The sequence below is a fragment of the Paraburkholderia ferrariae NBRC 106233 genome (assembly GCF_000685035.1).
Lineage (GTDB): Bacteria > Pseudomonadota > Gammaproteobacteria > Burkholderiales > Burkholderiaceae > Paraburkholderia > Paraburkholderia ferrariae.
Map to the genome: position 1 here is coordinate 406,418 of NZ_BAYB01000002.1, position 16,163 is coordinate 422,580.

A 16,163-nucleotide genomic window follows, 5' to 3' on the forward strand; every position below is an offset into this window, starting at 1 on the left:
CCGGCTTTCGCAGGCCGGCGCGTCGAACACACCACGAGTGATCGAGGCAAACCGTCCGCTCAGGCGGACGTTTGCACGAAGAGGCCGCTCGCGCCCGAGGCGCTCTGCTGCCGCAGGTTGCCGGCCAGCGTCGTGAGGAATTGCTGAAGGCTCGCGCTGCTCGTCGAACCGCTGGACGAACTGCTCGAAGCGTCGCCCATGGCGGACAACAGGTTCTGGAAGTCCGAAGTCAGCGTGCTGTCCGAGCTGCTGCCCGAAGCGCTGGAGGACGAACTGTCTGCGGTGCCCGAATCGGACGACGTGCTGCTGGATGTCGAACTGAGCGACTGCGCGATATTCTCGATGGCCGATGCCAGGTCGTTGCCATAACCGCCCGACGAGGACGATTGCGGCGGCGGGGGCGGCGGCATCGCGGCGGCCGTATCGCTGGACGACGAAGTGGAAGTGCTGCTGCTCGCACTCGTCGTGCCGGAGGTTGCGCCGGCGGACGTGACGGCGCTGCTGCTGTCGCTGCTGTCTGCGTTCGCGGACGATCCATTGCTCTGCTGGGCGGCTGCCTGGAACAGCGCGCCGAGGAATTGCTGAAGCGCAGCCGCCACGGAGTCGCTGGAGGCGGTGGAATTGCTGGACGTGCTCGACGTAGTGCTGCTGGAGTTCGACGACGTGTCGGTGCTCGACGTGGCCGTGGACGTGCTGCTGTCCGAAGTCAGCCCGAGCGAGGCGAGGGCTGCGGCGATGGCGGCGGCAAGCGGGTTGGTGCTGGAGGAGCCCGACGTGCTCGACGAATCGAGGCCGGAGAGCAGGGTGTCGCTCGACGACGTAGTGCCGCTCGTGCTCTGCGAAGAGGCGGCCTGGTTTGCCGCCCAGAGTGACCAGGTGGAGTTCGAGTAGTTTAGCGCGCTGATCGACATATAAAACCCCCGTAGAAATGAGCGATCCGGTCCGTTGCGGCCGTTTGAATGATGGCGGGCCACTGCGATGGCCAATGCAATCGTAGACGCGCGCTGCACGCGAATGGGGGATTTGTAATCGGAGGAAAGGCATTGCGTGGCTGGCCAATGCGTTTGCGCGCTATGGCATCAAGAATCCGCAAACTCGATCACCGGTTCACACCGGACCGGAAAATTCACCGAGTTCGCGATATAGCACTGCTCATGCGCCGCATGATGCAGCTTCGCTGCCAGTGCCTGGTCGTCGCCCTTGCGAATGACAACGCGAGGACGCAGGACGACTTCGGTGAATCGGCCGGGGCCCGGACTGTCGAGCATCGTGCCGTGCGCCTCGTCGCGATACGCGAGAACGTGGACGCCGGCATCCGCGCACAGGTGCAAATACCAGAGTTGATGGCACGCGGAAAGGGCGCCCAGAAAGAGGTCTTCGGGGTTCCAGCGGGTGGCGTCCCCGCGGAACGCGGCGTCGGCGGAGCCCGCAATCTCGGGTTTGGCGACGGCCTGGATCACATGGTCGCGACCATATTCGCGGTATCCGGACGTGCCGGCTCCCAGGTTGCCGGTCCACCGGACCGTGACGTTGTATCGATGTTCTCCGTGTGCCATCGCGCAATCCTTGGGTTCGTAGAGAGGGAGTCCGCACCGCGTCCGTCAAGCGGGACGCTGGGAGTCATTCTGGCACAAGCCTCTAAAATGGTATACCATTATTCCAACATGAAAACGGCAGGCGAGAGCAAAGAATTGGACTCAACCGTCAATACCGCCGATGGCGTCGTGGCCTCCCTGCGGGAGATGATCGCCAGCGGTCAATTCGAACCCGGCGAGCGGCTGGTCGAGCGGGATCTGGCCGGCCAGTTCGGCGTCAGTCGCATTCCCATGCGCGAGGCCATCCAGCAACTGGAACGGGAAGGTCTCGTGGAGATTTTCAGAAACCGCGGCGCGATAGTGCGGATGCTGAGCGAGGCCGACGTCAACGAGATCTACGATCTGCGCGTCCTGCTGGAAGGCGACGCGATTTATCGCAGCGTCAAGCGGATGGAAGAGGAAACGCTGGCGCGCGCGGAACTCGTGCATCGCCTGCTAGGCAGTGCGAACAGCAAGGCGCGGCAGGGTGAGCTCAACCGCGAATTTCATGAACTGCTCTATGCGCACTGCGGCAACGAGCGTCAACTGAAGGCCATCAAGGAACTGCGCGCGCAGGTCGAGCGCTACGAGCGCCTGCAGCACACGCTGCTCGACGACACGCCCTCGTTTCAGGTGGAGCACGAAGCGATTCTGCACGCCTCTATCGAACGCAACGCGCGCGCGGCTCGCTCGCTCACGGTCGCGCATCTGGATTCCGCGAGGCGTATCGTTACGCGGCGGGTGTTGGCCGAATGAAAACGTGCAACGAGTAGTTTCCATACCAGCATAGTTGCTGAACTGGTTGCAGTGCGATGCCCCGGCTACGATGAGGCGCGGTTGAATCGAATTCCGCGAACGACGCGAATCACGCCAACAACCCTCACGGAGCTCCCTCATGAAGCGCTTTCACATTGCACTGGCCGTTGCCGATCTCGGCGAATCGATTGCCGATTACAGCGAGCGGCTCGGACAGCCGCCTTCCGTTGTCGTGCCGGGGCAGTACGCGATGTGGCGCACCGATCTGCTGAACTTCTCGATCGGCGAAAAGCCCGAGCGGGCTGGCCAGTTAAGGCATGTCGGCTTCGAGGACGACGCGGCTGAGGGCTATTCGAGCAGCGTCGATGTGAACGGTATCGAATGGGAGTTGTTCCCGGCGGCCGAGCAGGACGTGCGGATCGTCAATGCTTATGGCGTGCCGGTGAAGCCGGTGTGAACCCGTGGCGCCGATTCGAGCGCGGGTTGGCGCCACACGGAAAGCTCGTCGAATTCCACCCTCGAAGTCCGAAGCCGGCTTCACTGCGATTCCGCAGGTCATGCCCGCAGCCAAATCGTTCGGTATGCAGATCAAGTCAGGCTGGCAAGGAATGATGAGACGGGAAATGCCGCTTCCCGGGAAGATGCACTTCACATCGCTCCCGTATCGTTTCAAAGCATCAGGAACGAGCCACGACGAACAGCATCGTGGCTCGTTAGGGCCGGTCGTGCACGCTGGGTCACGTGGCACGGCCGGATCAGGGGACGGTCAGCCGATCAGGTACCCGACTTCAGTTGCGCCCACAAACGATTCTGCAGACGCATGATCGCCGGCGGTTGCGGGCGCATGACAGTCATCTTGTCGAGCACCTCCGCCGACGGGAACGTGATGGGGTCCTTCGCGATCTCCGGTTGCACGAGCGGGAGCGAAGCCCGGTTCGCCGTGGGATAGAACACTTCGTTGGTAATGGCCGCGCTCGTTTTCGGATCTTCGATGAAGTTGATCCATTTGAGCGCCGCTTCCGGATGCGGGGCGTCTTTCGGAATGGCCATCATGTCGAACCACAACAGTCCGCCTTCCTGCGGGTTCACGTACTGAACCTGATAGCTGCGTTTGGCCTCCACCGCGCGCCGGCGCGCAATGCCCGCGTCGCCCGAGTAGGCCACGGCCACGCACACATCGTTGTTCGCCAGATCGTTGATATAGCCCGAGGAATTGAACTGGGTAATGTAGGGACGAACCTGCTTCAGGACTTCGTACGCGGCGGTGTAGTCGGCGGGGTTCGTGCTGTTCGGGTTCTTGTGCATGTATTGCAGCACGGCCGGGAAGACATCGGACGCGGAATCGAGGAACGACACGCCGCAGCCCTTGAGCTTCGCGAGGTTCGCCGGATCGAAGACCAGCGCCCACGAATTGAGCGGCGCGGCGGTGCCGAGCGCTTTTTCCACTTCCTGCGTGTTGTACGCAATGCCGTCCGTGCCCCAGGCCCAGGGCACGCCATATTGATTGCCCGGGTCGGCGTCGCTCACCATCTTCATGAGGTGCGGGTCGAGGTTCGCGAGGTTCGGCAATTGCGATTTGTCGAGCTTGCGGTACACGCCCGCTTCGATCTGCCGCGCCATATAGGCGGACGAAGGCACGACCACGTCGTAGCCCGAACTGCCCGAGAGCAGCTTGGCCTGCAAGGTGTCGTCGCTGTCGTAACTGTCGTAGCGCACCTTGATGCCGGTCTCCTTTTCGAAGGTGGGTATCGTGTCGTGCGCAATGTAGTCGGACCAGTTATAGACGTTGACCTGGTTGTCCTCAGCGAAGGCGGCCTGCGAGGCGGCCGCGATCATCGAGATGGCGAGCGAGCCTGCAAGGGCGTTGTGGAGTCGGGCGTGAAGTTTCATTCTGCTCCCCTATGGAGTGGTGGGGGACGGCATGCGCGTCCCCGCGCCCGGCGTTCGTCTGAACGAACGAGGCGTACGAATTGCCGCTCCCGCCGATCCGGCGCGCACACTGGCGCAAGCGGGACGGACGAGAACGGTCCACCGCGCGCTGGGCGGCGCCCAGCATTGCGCGGTACGACGAGGCGCGACGTGAATCGCTAAAGAGAGAGGAGGGGGCTAAGGCTTGGGGAGCAAGGACGCGATTTCGTCCTTGCGAACAGCAATGAATTCGCACGTCGTGACCGAGTTGTGGCGGCGCACGGAGCGAATGGAGAGGACGGTGTCGATCGAGAAATAACCGCAGGGTCTCGCCAACTTGCACGGCCCTGAAGCAATCGCGCTGCGCATGGCGAGAAAGCCGCCATGTCCTCGATCGTACTGTATCAAGGGGCCACGAAATTTCATGATCTCAGGCGCGCTGGGACAAAGCGCTGGGTCAAAGCCTAAAGGCGACGGACTGCTTGCCGGAATGCCGGTTCGATGCGCGCCGGTTCGTTGTTGCCTCAACGAGGCGTTTGCGAGGCGTTTGGGATCGGCGCACTTCAACCGTGCGCATTCATGGTACCTGGGCCAATAAACGTGTCAATGGGGACATGTGCCATGTGCTGTATCGTTAGGGCCTTGCGCTTCGTTCGTCACGCCCTTTAATGGAAGGTGGTCATGAAGAAACTCGTCAACCAACCCGCGCATGTCGTGCGCGAGATGCTCGAAGGGATCGCGCGGCAAGCGCCGCATCTCGCGATCCTCGGCGAAGAGAATGTGCTGGTCCGCCGGGACCTGCCGGAAAAGTCGGCCCGTGCGGTGGCGCTCATCTCCGGCGGCGGCAGCGGCCATGAACCCGCCCACGGCGGTTATGTGGGCGCCGGCATGTTGAGCGCGGCGGTGTGCGGCGAGGTCTTCACGTCGCCCTCCACCGATGCCGTGCTCGCGGCCATTCGGGCGACGGCGGGCGCCGCGGGTGCGGTGCTGATCGTGAAGAACTACACGGGCGACCGGCTCAACTTCGGCCTTGCCGCCGAACTCGCGCGCGCCGAGGGCATCCCCGTGGAGATCGTGATCGTGGCCGACGACGTTTCGCTGCGCCTCACGACGGCGCGCACGCATCGGCGCGGCATTGCCGGGACCGTGCTCGTGCACAAGATCGCGGCCGCGGCCGCGGCACGCGGGTTGCCGCTCGCACGCGTGGCGGCGCTCGCGCGCGAGGCGGCGGCCGGGCTCGGCACCATGGGCGTGGCGCTGAACGGCTGCACGCTGCCGGGCATGGAGAAAGCGGGCTTCCAACTCGCCGGCGACGAAATCGAACTCGGCCTCGGCATCCATGGCGAGAAGGGCGTCGAGCGTACCCTGCCGCTGCCCGCGGATGCGCTGGCCGAGACCCTGCTGACGAATATCGTCGAAGACCTCGCACTCGAAAGCGGCCAGCGTGTGGCGCTGCTCGTCAACGGCCTTGGCGCCACGCCGCAGATGGAACTCGATATCGTGCTGCGTGCGGCCTACGAGGGTCTCGCGCGACGAGGCATCGCGATCGCGCGCGCATGGTCGGGCACGTTCCTCTCCGCGCTCGACATGCCGGGTTGCTCGATTTCGGTGCTGCGCGTGGACGACGAAAGGCTCGCGCTGCTGGACGCCGCCACCGAAGCGCTGTCGTGGCCGCGCGGCGGGCGGGTGAGTCACGCGATCCGGATCGATGCGCCCGCTGCCGGGCACGAAGCGACGCCGCCGCTCGCGGGCGAGAGCGACCCGCATTGGCTGGCTGCCGTGAAGCCGGCACTGCGCGCCGTGGCCGAAGCGTTGATTGCCAATGAGCGCAGGCTCACCGAGCTCGACACGCTGGCGGGCGACGGCGATCTGGGAACGAGCATGACGCGCGCGGCCCACGCGTTGCTGAGCGTGCCCGATGCGGCGCTGGCCGCACCGGCGGCGTCGCTTGCCGCGCTGGGCGGCGCATTGCGCAAGGCGATTGCGGGCAGTTCCGGGCCGTTCTATGCCACGGCGCTCTTGCGCGCCTCGCGCCGCCTGGCCGTTGCGAAGCAGCCGGCTGTGCCCGACTGGGCTGCTGCGTTTCGCGAGGCGGTCGAAGCGGTGAGCGAACTGGGCGGCGCGAAGCCCGGCGACCGCACGATGCTGGATGCGCTGGTGCCGGCCATGGAGACCTTCGAGCAGTCGCTGGGCGCGGGTCAGCCGGTGGCCGAGGCGTGGGCGGCGGCGGTGCTCGCGGCGGAACAAGGCGCGCTGGCCACGGCGACGATGACGCCGCGCGCGGGCCGTGCGAGCTATCTGGGTGCACGCGCGGTGGGGTCGCCGGATGGCGGTGCCGTCGCGGTGTGCTGCTGGCTGTGGGCGTTGCAGCCGCATATCGGCGTGCACTGAGCGGCAAAAACGGAGCAGCACAACCGGAGCCTCACAACCGGAGCCTCACAACCGGAGCCGCCCGACCCGCACACAGGCGACCCTGCCACCGCCCGGCTACCGGAAGATCTCCACCAGCAGGTTCGCCACCGTGCGCATGCGCTCGCTGTCGCGCAGCGCGGGGTGCTGCACGAGCCACACGTCCTGGTCGAGCGTCTTGATGTGCTTCTCCACGCACACGAGTTCGCTCGTCGTGCTGCCCGCAAGCTGCGCGAGCACGCCGAGCCCCGAGCCGCCCAGCACGCCCTGCAGCACGCCCATCCCCGAACTGTTGCGCAGCGCGGGCGCGCTCGCGCCGGGCAGGTCCCGCAGCCACTGGGTGACCCGGTGGTCCGCCTGCCGGTCGTCGAGCCCGACGAGCGAGAGCTTCTCCCACTCCTTGCGCGCGATCGCCTGCTTGTGCCGCAGGTAATAGTCGCGCGACGCATAGAGGCCGAAGCGGATCCGGCCGATGCGCCGCACGAACAGGTCGCCTTCGTCCGGGCATTCGGTCCAGAGCGCGATGTCGGCTTCGCGCCGGGCGAGGCTGTAGGGTCGCCGCGACGTGAGCACCTCGATGGCGAGACCGGGCAGCCGGTCCTGGAACGAGCCGATCAGCTTCATCAGCATGTACGACGGCCACTCGGACGCGTTGATCCGCACCGTGCCGCGCGGGCCGCCGTGGCCGGTCGCGTCCGCCGCGCGGGCGATGCGGTGCGCGAGGTCCTCCATCTGCTCGGCCCACGCCAGCACTTTCGCGCCGAACGCCGTAGGGGTACACCCTGAGGGCACGCGGTCGATCAGGGGTTCGCCGAGGCGCCGTTCCAGGTCGGTGAGGCGGCGCGACAACGTGGGCGGGCTCAGGTCGCAGGCGAGCGCCGCCGCGCGCATCGTGCCTTCGCGGGCGATGGCCACCAGCAGCCGCAGATCGTCCCAGTCGATGTGTTCCATTTTTGTAACGGCAAGTTTTGAAATTTGGCATAGCATAACCCGATCCGCGGGGATAGGATTCAATCGGGGTCGGGCTCATGCCGTTGCCGCCGCACGCTTTTCAGCCTGGTCTGGCTTGCGGCGCGGCCAGGGCCCGCGACCAGAACCCATCACACGACTCGCCGGCTACCCCCTGGGTAGAGAACGGACGGGCGACCACGGAGACATCCATGAATCGAGCATTCAAACCCGCACGCCGCCGCGCTATTGTGGCTACGGCAGTGGCAACCGCAACGTTCCTGGCCGGCACGATGCTGCCGGCGGCGCCCGCTTTCGCGCAGACGCCCCACAAGCCCAGGGTCGCGCTGGTGATGAAGTCGCTCGCCAACGAGTTCTTCCTGACGATGGAAAACGGCGCGAAGGACTACCAGGCGCATAACAGCAGCAAGTTCGATCTGGTGACCAACGGCATCAAGAACGAGACCGACACCGCCGCGCAGATCCAGATCGTCGAGCAGATGATCGTCTCGAAGGTCGATGCGATCGTGCTGGCGCCGGCCGATTCGAAGGCGCTCGTACCGGTGGTGAAGAAGGCGGTGGACGCCGGCATCATCGTGGTGAACATCGACAACCGGCTCGATCCGGACGTGCTCAAGTCGAAAGACCTGAACGTGCCGTTCGTCGGTCCGGACAACGCCAAGGGCGCCGAGAAGGTGGGCGACTACCTCGCGCAGAAGCTGAAGGCCGGCGACGAGGTGGGCATCATCGAAGGCGTTTCGACCACCACCAACGCGCAGCAGCGCACGGCCGGCTTCAAGGCGGCCATGCAGAAGGTGGGCGCGAAGATCGACTCGGTGCAGTCGGGCGAATGGGAAATCGACAAGGGCAATGCCGTGGCTTCGGCGATGCTCAACGAGTATCCGAACATCAAGGCGCTGCTGGCCGGCAACGACAACATGGCGATCGGCGCCGTTTCGGCCGTGCGCGCCGCTGGCAAGCAAGGCAAGGTGTACGTGGTCGGCTACGACGACATCGACGCGATCAAGCCGATGCTCAAGGACGGCCGCGTGCTCGCCACCGCCGACCAGTACGCGGCGAAGCAGGCCGTGTTCGGCATCGACACGGCGCTCAAGGCGATCTCGGAGCACAAGAAGCAGTCCGATCTGGCTGGCGTGGTCGAAACGCCGGTCGATCTCGTGACGAAGTAAGTCCCTCCGGATCCGGGCGCGCAAGTACGCTCAGGCACACGCAAGTACGCACACGAGCGTATTCCCGCGCCCCGGCGCGAGGCGCCACCAGGGCCGCCGCCCGGATCCTGTCTGGCCACACCGCATTTCATTCGCAGCCGTCAAGCGATGTCCACTCCATTCCAGCCTGATCACGATGCCGCGCCTGTGCTGAGCGTGCAGGGCGTCGGCAAGACCTATGCCGCGCCGGTGCTCGGCGGTATTTCGCTGCAACTGCACGCGGGCGAAGTGCTCGCGCTCACGGGCGAAAACGGCGCGGGCAAGAGCACGCTTTCGAAGATCGTCGGCGGCCTCGTGGTGCCGACCGAGGGCGCGATGACGCTCGGCGGCGCGCCGTATGCGCCCGCAAGCCGTTCGGAGGCCGAAGCACTTGGCGTGCGCATGGTGATGCAGGAGTTGAACCTGCTGCCCACGCTGACGATTGCCGAGAACCTGTTTCTGAACCGCCTGCCGCGCCGCGGCTTGTCCGGCCGTATGGGACGCATCGACCGCGCGACGCTGCGCGAGGACGCGCGCCGCGCGATGGCGCAGGTCGGACTCGACGCGATGGATCCCGATACGCTGGTGGGCGAACTCGGCATCGGCCATCAGCAGATGGTCGAGATCGCGCGCAACCTGATCGGCGACTGCCGCGTGCTGATCCTGGACGAGCCCACGGCCATGCTGACCGCGCGCGAGGTCGATCTGCTGTTCGCGCAGATCGCGCAACTGAAGGCGCGCGGCGTGGCGATGGTCTACATCTCGCACCGGCTCGAAGAACTTCAGCGCATTGCCGAACGCGCGGCGGTGCTGCGCGACGGCAAGCTGGTGCACGCCGGCCCGATGCGCGAGCTTACGAGCGAGCGCCTCGTCACGCTGATGGTGGGGCGCGACGTGGGCGAGGACATCGATCTGGGCGAGCGGCGCATTGGCGGCGTGGCGCTCAAGGTCGAGCACATGTCGCGCGGCCATGCCGTGCGCGACGTCTCGTTCGAGGTCAAGGCGGGCGAGATTTTCGGCATCAGCGGGCTGATCGGCGCTGGACGCACCGAACTGCTGCGCCTCATCTTCGGCGCCGATCGTGCCGATGCGGGCACGGTCTCGATTGCGCATGGCGGGGCCGCGCTCGCGCCGATCCAGGTGGCTTCGCCCGTGGACGCGGTGAAAGAGGGCATTGCCCTCATCACCGAGGACCGTAAGGGCGAGGGGTTGCTGCTGCCGCAGCCGATCGCAGCCAACGTGTCGCTCGGCAATCTCGCTGCCGTCTCGAAGCGCGGCGTGATCGACGGCGCGAGCGAAGCCGCGCTCGCGCAGAAGATGATCGACGCCATGCGCATTCGCACTTCGGGCCCTGCGCAAACCGTGGCGCAACTCTCCGGCGGCAACCAGCAGAAGGTCGTGATCGGGCGCTGGCTCGCGCGCGACTGCACGGTGCTGCTGTTCGATGAACCCACGCGCGGTATCGACGTGGGCGCGCGCTTCGACATCTATACGCTGCTCGGCGCGCTGGCGCGCGAGGGCCGGGCGCTCGTGGTGGTGTCGAGCGACCTGCGGGAACTGATGGCGATCTGCGACCGGATTGGCGTGATGTCGGCCGGACGCCTCACCGGCATTTTCGAGCGCGGCCACTGGACCCAGGATTCGCTGCTGGCGGCGGCTTTCGCCGGCTATGCCGGCGAGGCCGCGAACGAGGCTGCGTCGCAAACCGCGACGCAAGCGCTCGCCTGATGCGCAGCGGCACCCGACGAGACATTGATGGAGCATTCAAGCATGACAGCACAGACCAGCCTGCCGACCGCGCAGAAAGAACCGCCTGAACAGGCGAAGCCGGCGCGCGTCCGCAGCGCCTTTTCGAGCTATCTCGGCCTCATAGGAGCGCTGGGCGGGATGATCGTTCTGTTCTCGATCCTCAGCTCGCACTTCCTCACCTACGACACGTTCAGCACGATCGCGAACCAGATTCCCGATCTGGTGGTGATGTCGGTGGGCATGACCTTCGTGCTGATCATCGCCGGGATCGACCTCTCGGTCGGCTCGGTGCTCGCGCTTGGCGCGGCGATCACGAGCGTGGCCGCCCTGCAGTGGCACTGGCCGGCTATCCCGTCCGCGCTGCTGGGCATGGCGGGCGCGATGCTCACGGGCTGCATTACCGGCGCGATTACCGTGGCGTGGCGCATTCCGTCGTTCATCGTGTCGCTGGGCGTGCTCGAAGCCGCGCGCGGGCTCGCGTATCAACTCACGAATTCGCGTACCGCCTATATCGGCGATTCGCTCGATTTCCTCTCCAACCCCATCGCGTTCGGCATTTCGCCGGCCTTTCTGATTGCCATTGCCGTGATGATCCTGGCACAGTGGGTGCTCACGCGTACGGTGTTCGGCCGCTATCTCATCGGCATCGGCACGAACGAAGAAGCGGTGCGCCTTGCGGGTGTCAACACGCGTCCTTACAAGGTTGCCGTGTTCGCGCTGATGGGGCTGCTCTCGGGACTCGCGGCGCTGTTCCAGATTTCGCGGCTCGAAGCGGCCGATCCGAACGCGGGCGACGGTATCGAACTGCAGGTGATCGCCGCGGTGGTGATCGGCGGCACGAGCCTGATGGGTGGCCGCGGTTCGGTTACGAGCACCTTCTTCGGTGTACTGATCATTTCGGTGCTGGCCGCCGGCCTCGCGCAGATCGGCGCGACCGAGCCGACCAAGCGCATTATCACCGGTGCCGTGATCGTGATCGCGGTGGTGCTGGATACCTATCGGAGCCGCCGCCGGGCCGCATAATGGCGGCATGAGGCGCGAGGGCTTCGGCCCGCATTGCATGGAGCCGGAGTGAGCGCGTTGCCGCGCGCTTCGGTTCGACAGGAGAATCATTGTGTCTAAAGAAACCAGGCCGGAAAGCAAACCGGAAGGCAAGCCGGTAAGCGCGGCGGCGAAAGCCGCGGGCAAGGTCGTTGTGGTCGGCAGCATCAACACCGATCTCGTCGCGCGCTCGCCGCATCTGCCGCGTCCCGGCGAAACCATCAGCGGCCACGAGTTTTCGCAGGTCGCCGGCGGCAAGGGCGCGAACCAGGCCGTGGCGGCGGCGCGCATCGGCGCGCAGGTGGCGATGGTGGGCTGCGTGGGCGGCGACGCCAACGGCGAGCAGCGCCGGCGCGACCTCGAAGCCGAAGGCATCGACTGCACCGGCATCGAGGTGACCGATTCGCAGCCGACCGGCGTCGCCTTGATCACGGTCTCCGACGAAGGGCAAAACACGATCGTGGTGGTGGCGGGCAGCAACGGCGCGCTGACGCCTGAAGGCGTGCGGCGCCACGAGGCGATGCTGCGCTCGGCCGACGTGGTGGTGTGCCAGCTCGAATCGCCGTGGGACGCCGTGCATGCGACGCTCGCGCTTGCGCGGCGCCTCGGCAAGACCACCGTGCTGAATCCGGCGCCGGCCACCGAGCCGCTGCCGGCCGAGTGGATGCCGCTGATCGATTATCTCGTGCCGAACGAAGTGGAAGCCGCGATTCTCGCGGGCCTGCCGGTGGAATCCGAAAGCGGCGCGCGGCGCGCCGCGATGGAACTGCAACGCGCGGGCGCCTGCAATGTGATCGTCACATTGGGCGCGCAGGGGGCGTATCTGCTGCGCGAAGGGGGCGAGGGCGCACACTTCGCCGCGCCCGAAGTGCAGGCCGTGGATACGACGGCGGCGGGCGACACCTTCATCGGCGTGTTCGCCGCGCAACTGGCCGCGCGTCAGCCGCTCGACGCCGCCATCGGCCTCGCGCAACGCGCGGCCGCGATTTCGGTGACGCGCGCCGGTGCCCAGCCGTCCATCCCCACGCGCGACGAAGTCGAACGCATGATCTGAGCGCGGCGGCGTTTTACGGACACCCCGCGGACACCCCGCGGGCGCTCTGCGGACGCTCTGCGCTAGCGAGCGGGGTCCCCGTCCAGCCGTGCCAGTACCTCCGCAGTCGTAGTCGTTTCGCCCAGCAGCGAGAAAATCTTCTCCACGCTGTAGCGATGCGCCTCGATATCCAGATCGGTCATCGCATCCACAACGAGCGCGACGTTATAGCCGCGCTCGTGTTCGCGCTCGTGCGCGTTGCGTGCCGTGGACTCCACGCCCATGCTCGTAGCGACGCCGGTCAGCACGACCCGGGTCACGCCGCGTTCGCGCAGGAACGCGTCTAGCGGCATGCCGTGAAACGCACCCCAGCGGTGTTTCGTCACGCGGTAATCGTCGGGATGCGCTTCCAGCTTCGGTACGAGTTCGGTCCAGTCGGGGGGGAGCGTCATGTCATGTTCATCGAGCGTTCGATGCGGCCCGGCGCACCGCCAGCAATTCATTTTTTCAGATAAACGATAAGGAATGCAGATTAATTATCGAACCCGGAGCATGCCACGGAATGTCCTGTCTGGATAGATTCCTTTCCGAAACGGCGAGCGCTGCATCGTTCGCGGCGCTATGAGGCGACCGCGGTCTCGCCGCTCAGGGTCAGTTCGAGCTGGGCGCGCAGCATCATCTTGTCGGCATTGGCCGGCATGGGTCGTCCGGCCGGCCGGAACACCAGGTCGCCGCGCCGGATGGGCAGCCCGGAGAGGATGCAGCAGCCGCTATGCTTGGCGGAAATGAGCAGCCAGCGCTGCTCGCCGTAGTGGCAGCGGCCGGGCTCGACCCAGCGCAGCAGCAGTTCGTGTTCGTCGCAGGCGAACAGTGTAATCTCGGCGCCGACCCGGTCCGCCCATAGCGGGAAAGGGAAAGCCGGCCGCGCCGGCAGGGTGGGGGTGCCTTTCATGGGAAGCTCGGCTCCGGCAACCAGTCTTGATCGGACTGCCTGCGCACGAGGTCGATTGCGTCGCGCAACGTCATGGCGCGCGCGCCATCCTTCGCGGCCAGAATACGCGGCAGCGTGAAATACGTGCGGTGCGTGGGGTCGCAGTGCTGGTCGTGCGCCTGCTGGCTGAGCCAGTCGAGTCGCTCGCAGTCCGCGTTGCCCATCTGCGCCTCGGCGAGGCGCTTGCGCAGCAGGTCGAGCTCGACGGCGGCGAGCCGGATGATATCGGCGGCGTCGCCGCTCAGGGTGTCCGCGAGCGCACGGAGTTGTTCAGACTCGACGGTCACCCGGCGTTCTCCGGCAGGTTGGCCATGGCGGGGCAGGGTGGGTTGCGGGGCGGCTTCGGTGGATGCGGGGACGAGCGATGCCGTCCCCGCGCCTCATGGAGAGTGTCATGCCAGATCCTGCGGATGAGAGCGGGCGTTCGAGAGGCAGGCCAGGGCGCGGTGCAATCGCCGGGAATCACGAATGCCCGTGAAAAGTGGTCTAATCAAGCTCTTTCGGAAACAGCTTAGACCGCCGTCCGGAATACCACTAGCCGGGCTGAATGGCGGGGTCTCATCCAAAATCAAGAGGAATGCATGCTCGATCTGAACGAAATCTACATGTTCGTCGAGGTAGTCAAGGCCGGCAGCTTTGCCGAAGCCGCGCGGCGTCTGGGGATGCCGGCCAACACGGTAAGCCGGCACGTGCAGCAACTCGAAAGCGAGCTCAGGAGCAAGCTGATACTTCGGACTACGAGGAAACTGACGCTCACGACAGTCGGGCAGGCGTTCTACGAACAGAGCGTGCGCAATATCGAGGCGCTCGTGCTGGCGGGGCAGGCCGCGGCCGACACTTATCCCGAGCCGATCGGCCCGTTGCGCGTCGCTCTGACCGCCGACTTCTTCGAAATTTTTCCGATTTCCTGGGTCACGGAATTTCTCGAAAGCTATCCGGGCGTCAGTCTGGAGTTCGTGGTGGACAACGCGTATCTCGACCTCATGGCGAGCGGCGTGGACGTGGCACTGCGCCCCGGCTCGATGCTTGCCGACAACGCTACGCGCCGGGTGCTTACCTCGTCGCGCAGGCGGCTCGTCGCCGCGCCGAAGTATCTGGCGGCGCGCGGCGTACCCGCGAGCCTCGACGAACTTGGGCAGCACGACTGCCTGCTGGTCTCGCGCAATACGGGACCCGACATCTGGGATCTGAACGGCCCGGAGGGGCACAGCGACGTCCAGGTGTATGGACGTTTTCTCGCCAGCACGTTCAATCCGGTGCGCCAGGCGGCGATCGAAGGGCTCGGCATTGCACTGCTTTTTGAGGAATTCGTGAAAAAGGACATCGAGGCCGGGTGTCTCGCGCCCGTGCTCGATCAGTACCGCTCGGACGTGTCGGACTTCTGCGCCGTGTTCCCCACCCACCGGCATATCCGGCGCATCGCGACGTTATTCGCCGAATCGGTGCAGAGCAAGATTCTGGAAATCAAGCGGAAATAAGGCAAAAAAACGCGTGACATGTCGGTGTTCGTATGGGCGCCGCTTTGCCATCTGCCGGTCGCGCGATGTTTCCGATGAGAAACCGCACGCCGGCGAAGCGTTCTGTACGCGCCCGGAGCGTGCAACTTTATCGGTGAGGTACAGTCAACACAGGACTGCGCGCGGGCGGCCCCCGCGCGGCAGGCGTTAAAACCTCGCTGTACACGGCTAAGGCAAAGGGGAATACGGATGGATGCGAATGAAGTTAGATCGAAAGCGTTTGCAATGCCGTTGACAAGCCCGGCGTTCCCGATGGGACCGTACCGCTTCGTCAACCGCGAATTCCTGATCATCACCTACCGCACCGACATCGACCGGCTGCGCGAAGTGGTGCCGGCGCCGCTCAAGGTCACCGATCCTTTTGTGCATTACGAATTCATCCGCATGCCCGACTCCACGGGTTTCGGCGACTACACCGAAAGCGGCCAGGTGATCCCGGTGGAATACAACGGGCAGAAAGGCGGCTACACGCTCGCGATGTATCTGAACGATCATCCGCCGATTGCAGGTGGCCGCGAACTGTGGGGCTTTCCGAAGAAGCTCGCGAATCCCACACTGGAAACGCATATCGACACGCTGCTCGGCACGCTCGACTATGGTCCCGTGCGCGTGGCCACGGGCACGATGGGCTACAAGCACAAGGAGCTCGATATCGTCGATCAGGCCAGGCGTCTTGCGGGTCCGAATTTTCTGCTGAAGATCATTCCTCACGTGGACGGCTCGGCGCGCGTGTGCGAACTCGTGCGCTACTACCTCGAAGACATCACGATGAAGGGCGCGTGGACGGGGCCGGCTTCGCTGGAACTTGCGCCGCACGCGCTCGCGCCCGTTGCCGATCTGCCGGTGCTGGAGATCGTGGAGGCGCGTCACCTGATGGCCGACCTCACGCTTGGGCTCGGTGAAGTGGTGTACGACTATCTGGCGCAATAAGCGGGGCAACCTCATCACGCCGCGTTGCCCCTTTGCGCCGTTTCGTTCCGATCCGGTGCAATTTCGCCTGACCGGAAACGCCGTGCCGCTGCAGTCATC

17 protein-coding genes are annotated in these 16,163 nt (G+C 65.5%); 10 read left to right on the plus strand and 7 right to left on the minus strand.

The annotated features are described in order from the left end of the window. Positions 1-59 precede the first annotated feature (59 nt). Positions 60-599 carry a hypothetical protein gene (locus BFE01S_RS43850; protein WP_156966873.1) on the minus strand — a complete coding sequence of 180 codons (540 nt, stop codon included), beginning with the start codon at positions 597-599 and terminating at the stop codon, positions 60-62. Positions 600-615: 16 nt separating this feature from the next. Here BFE01S_RS43850 and BFE01S_RS02140 point away from each other — a divergent pair, with 16 nt between their 5' ends. Then, a complete protein-coding gene (locus BFE01S_RS02140; protein ID WP_028224173.1) occupies positions 616-891 on the plus strand; it encodes a hypothetical protein in 276 nt (91 codons plus the stop codon). A 188-nt stretch (positions 892-1,079) separates the two neighbouring features. Here the strand turns inward: BFE01S_RS02140 and BFE01S_RS02145 are convergent, their stop codons facing one another. After that, complete coding sequence (locus BFE01S_RS02145) at positions 1,080-1,556, minus strand: OsmC family protein (protein ID WP_028224174.1); 477 nt, start codon at positions 1,554-1,556, stop codon at positions 1,080-1,082. Here BFE01S_RS02145 and BFE01S_RS02150 point away from each other — a divergent pair. Both BFE01S_RS02150 and BFE01S_RS02155 read left to right on the plus strand, forming a co-directional pair. After that, positions 1,461-2,330 carry a GntR family transcriptional regulator gene (locus BFE01S_RS02150; RefSeq protein WP_245621008.1) on the plus strand — a complete coding sequence of 290 codons (870 nt, stop codon included), beginning with the start codon at positions 1,461-1,463 and terminating at the stop codon, positions 2,328-2,330. The two genes, BFE01S_RS02145 and BFE01S_RS02150, sit on opposite strands and share 96 nt — an antisense overlap. 139 nt (positions 2,331-2,469) lie before the next feature. Next, on the plus strand, positions 2,470-2,787 hold the full coding sequence (locus BFE01S_RS02155; RefSeq protein WP_028224176.1) for a VOC family protein: 318 nt from the start codon (positions 2,470-2,472) through the stop codon (positions 2,785-2,787). A 317-nt stretch (positions 2,788-3,104) separates the two neighbouring features. On the opposite strand, the gene BFE01S_RS02160 is transcribed toward BFE01S_RS02155, so the two are convergent. Next, complete coding sequence (locus tag BFE01S_RS02160; RefSeq protein ID WP_028224177.1) at positions 3,105-4,220, minus strand: polyamine ABC transporter substrate-binding protein; 1,116 nt, start codon at positions 4,218-4,220, stop codon at positions 3,105-3,107. A 699-nt stretch (positions 4,221-4,919) separates the two neighbouring features. On the opposite strand from BFE01S_RS02160, the gene BFE01S_RS02170 reads away from it, so the two are divergent. Continuing rightward, entirely contained in the window at positions 4,920-6,629 is a 1,710-nt protein-coding gene (locus BFE01S_RS02170) for a dihydroxyacetone kinase family protein (RefSeq protein WP_028224178.1), read from the plus strand. A gap of 96 nt (positions 6,630-6,725) precedes the next feature. Here BFE01S_RS02170 and BFE01S_RS02175 read toward each other — a convergent pair whose 3' ends face one another. Further along, complete coding sequence (locus BFE01S_RS02175) at positions 6,726-7,598, minus strand: LysR family transcriptional regulator (protein WP_028224179.1); 873 nt, start codon at positions 7,596-7,598, stop codon at positions 6,726-6,728. A gap of 209 nt (positions 7,599-7,807) precedes the next feature. Between BFE01S_RS02175 and BFE01S_RS02180 the strand changes: the two genes are divergently transcribed. The 4 genes from BFE01S_RS02180 to rbsK all read left to right on the plus strand — a co-directional run bounded on the left by BFE01S_RS02180 (position 7,808) and on the right by rbsK (position 12,647). Then, a complete protein-coding gene (locus BFE01S_RS02180; RefSeq protein ID WP_028224180.1) occupies positions 7,808-8,785 on the plus strand; it encodes a sugar ABC transporter substrate-binding protein in 978 nt (325 codons plus the stop codon). Positions 8,786-8,932: 147 nt separating this feature from the next. Continuing rightward, a complete protein-coding gene (locus BFE01S_RS02185) occupies positions 8,933-10,531 on the plus strand; it encodes a sugar ABC transporter ATP-binding protein (protein WP_028224181.1) in 1,599 nt (532 codons plus the stop codon). Between the two features lie 42 nt (positions 10,532-10,573). After that, a complete protein-coding gene (locus BFE01S_RS02190; RefSeq protein ID WP_028224182.1) occupies positions 10,574-11,575 on the plus strand; it encodes an ABC transporter permease in 1,002 nt (333 codons plus the stop codon). Between the two features lie 172 nt (positions 11,576-11,747). Beyond that, on the plus strand, positions 11,748-12,647 hold the full coding sequence (gene rbsK, locus BFE01S_RS02195; RefSeq protein WP_028224183.1) for a ribokinase: 900 nt from the start codon (positions 11,748-11,750) through the stop codon (positions 12,645-12,647). A 62-nt stretch (positions 12,648-12,709) separates the two neighbouring features. Here rbsK and BFE01S_RS37070 read toward each other — a convergent pair whose 3' ends face one another. The 3 genes from BFE01S_RS37070 to BFE01S_RS02210 all read right to left on the minus strand — a co-directional run bounded on the left by BFE01S_RS37070 (position 12,710) and on the right by BFE01S_RS02210 (position 13,904). After that, positions 12,710-13,078 carry an isochorismatase family protein gene (locus tag BFE01S_RS37070; RefSeq protein WP_052420764.1) on the minus strand — a complete coding sequence of 123 codons (369 nt, stop codon included), beginning with the start codon at positions 13,076-13,078 and terminating at the stop codon, positions 12,710-12,712. 167 nt (positions 13,079-13,245) lie between these two features. Beyond that, complete coding sequence (locus tag BFE01S_RS37075; RefSeq protein WP_084169454.1) at positions 13,246-13,578, minus strand: DUF3331 domain-containing protein; 333 nt, start codon at positions 13,576-13,578, stop codon at positions 13,246-13,248. Further along, positions 13,575-13,904 (minus strand): hypothetical protein, encoded by a 330-nt coding sequence (locus tag BFE01S_RS02210; RefSeq protein WP_028224184.1) that lies wholly within the window; start codon positions 13,902-13,904, stop codon positions 13,575-13,577. Before BFE01S_RS02210 ends, BFE01S_RS37075 begins: the two co-directional genes overlap by 4 nt. Positions 13,905-14,198: 294 nt before the next feature. On the opposite strand from BFE01S_RS02210, the gene BFE01S_RS02215 reads away from it, so the two are divergent. Next, positions 14,199-15,095, plus strand: coding sequence for a LysR family transcriptional regulator (locus BFE01S_RS02215; protein WP_028224185.1), 897 nt, complete (start codon positions 14,199-14,201; stop codon positions 15,093-15,095). 228 nt (positions 15,096-15,323) lie between these two features. Further along, positions 15,324-16,064 carry an acetoacetate decarboxylase gene (locus tag BFE01S_RS02220; protein WP_028224186.1) on the plus strand — a complete coding sequence of 247 codons (741 nt, stop codon included), beginning with the start codon at positions 15,324-15,326 and terminating at the stop codon, positions 16,062-16,064. Positions 16,065-16,163: the final 99 nt, after the last annotated feature.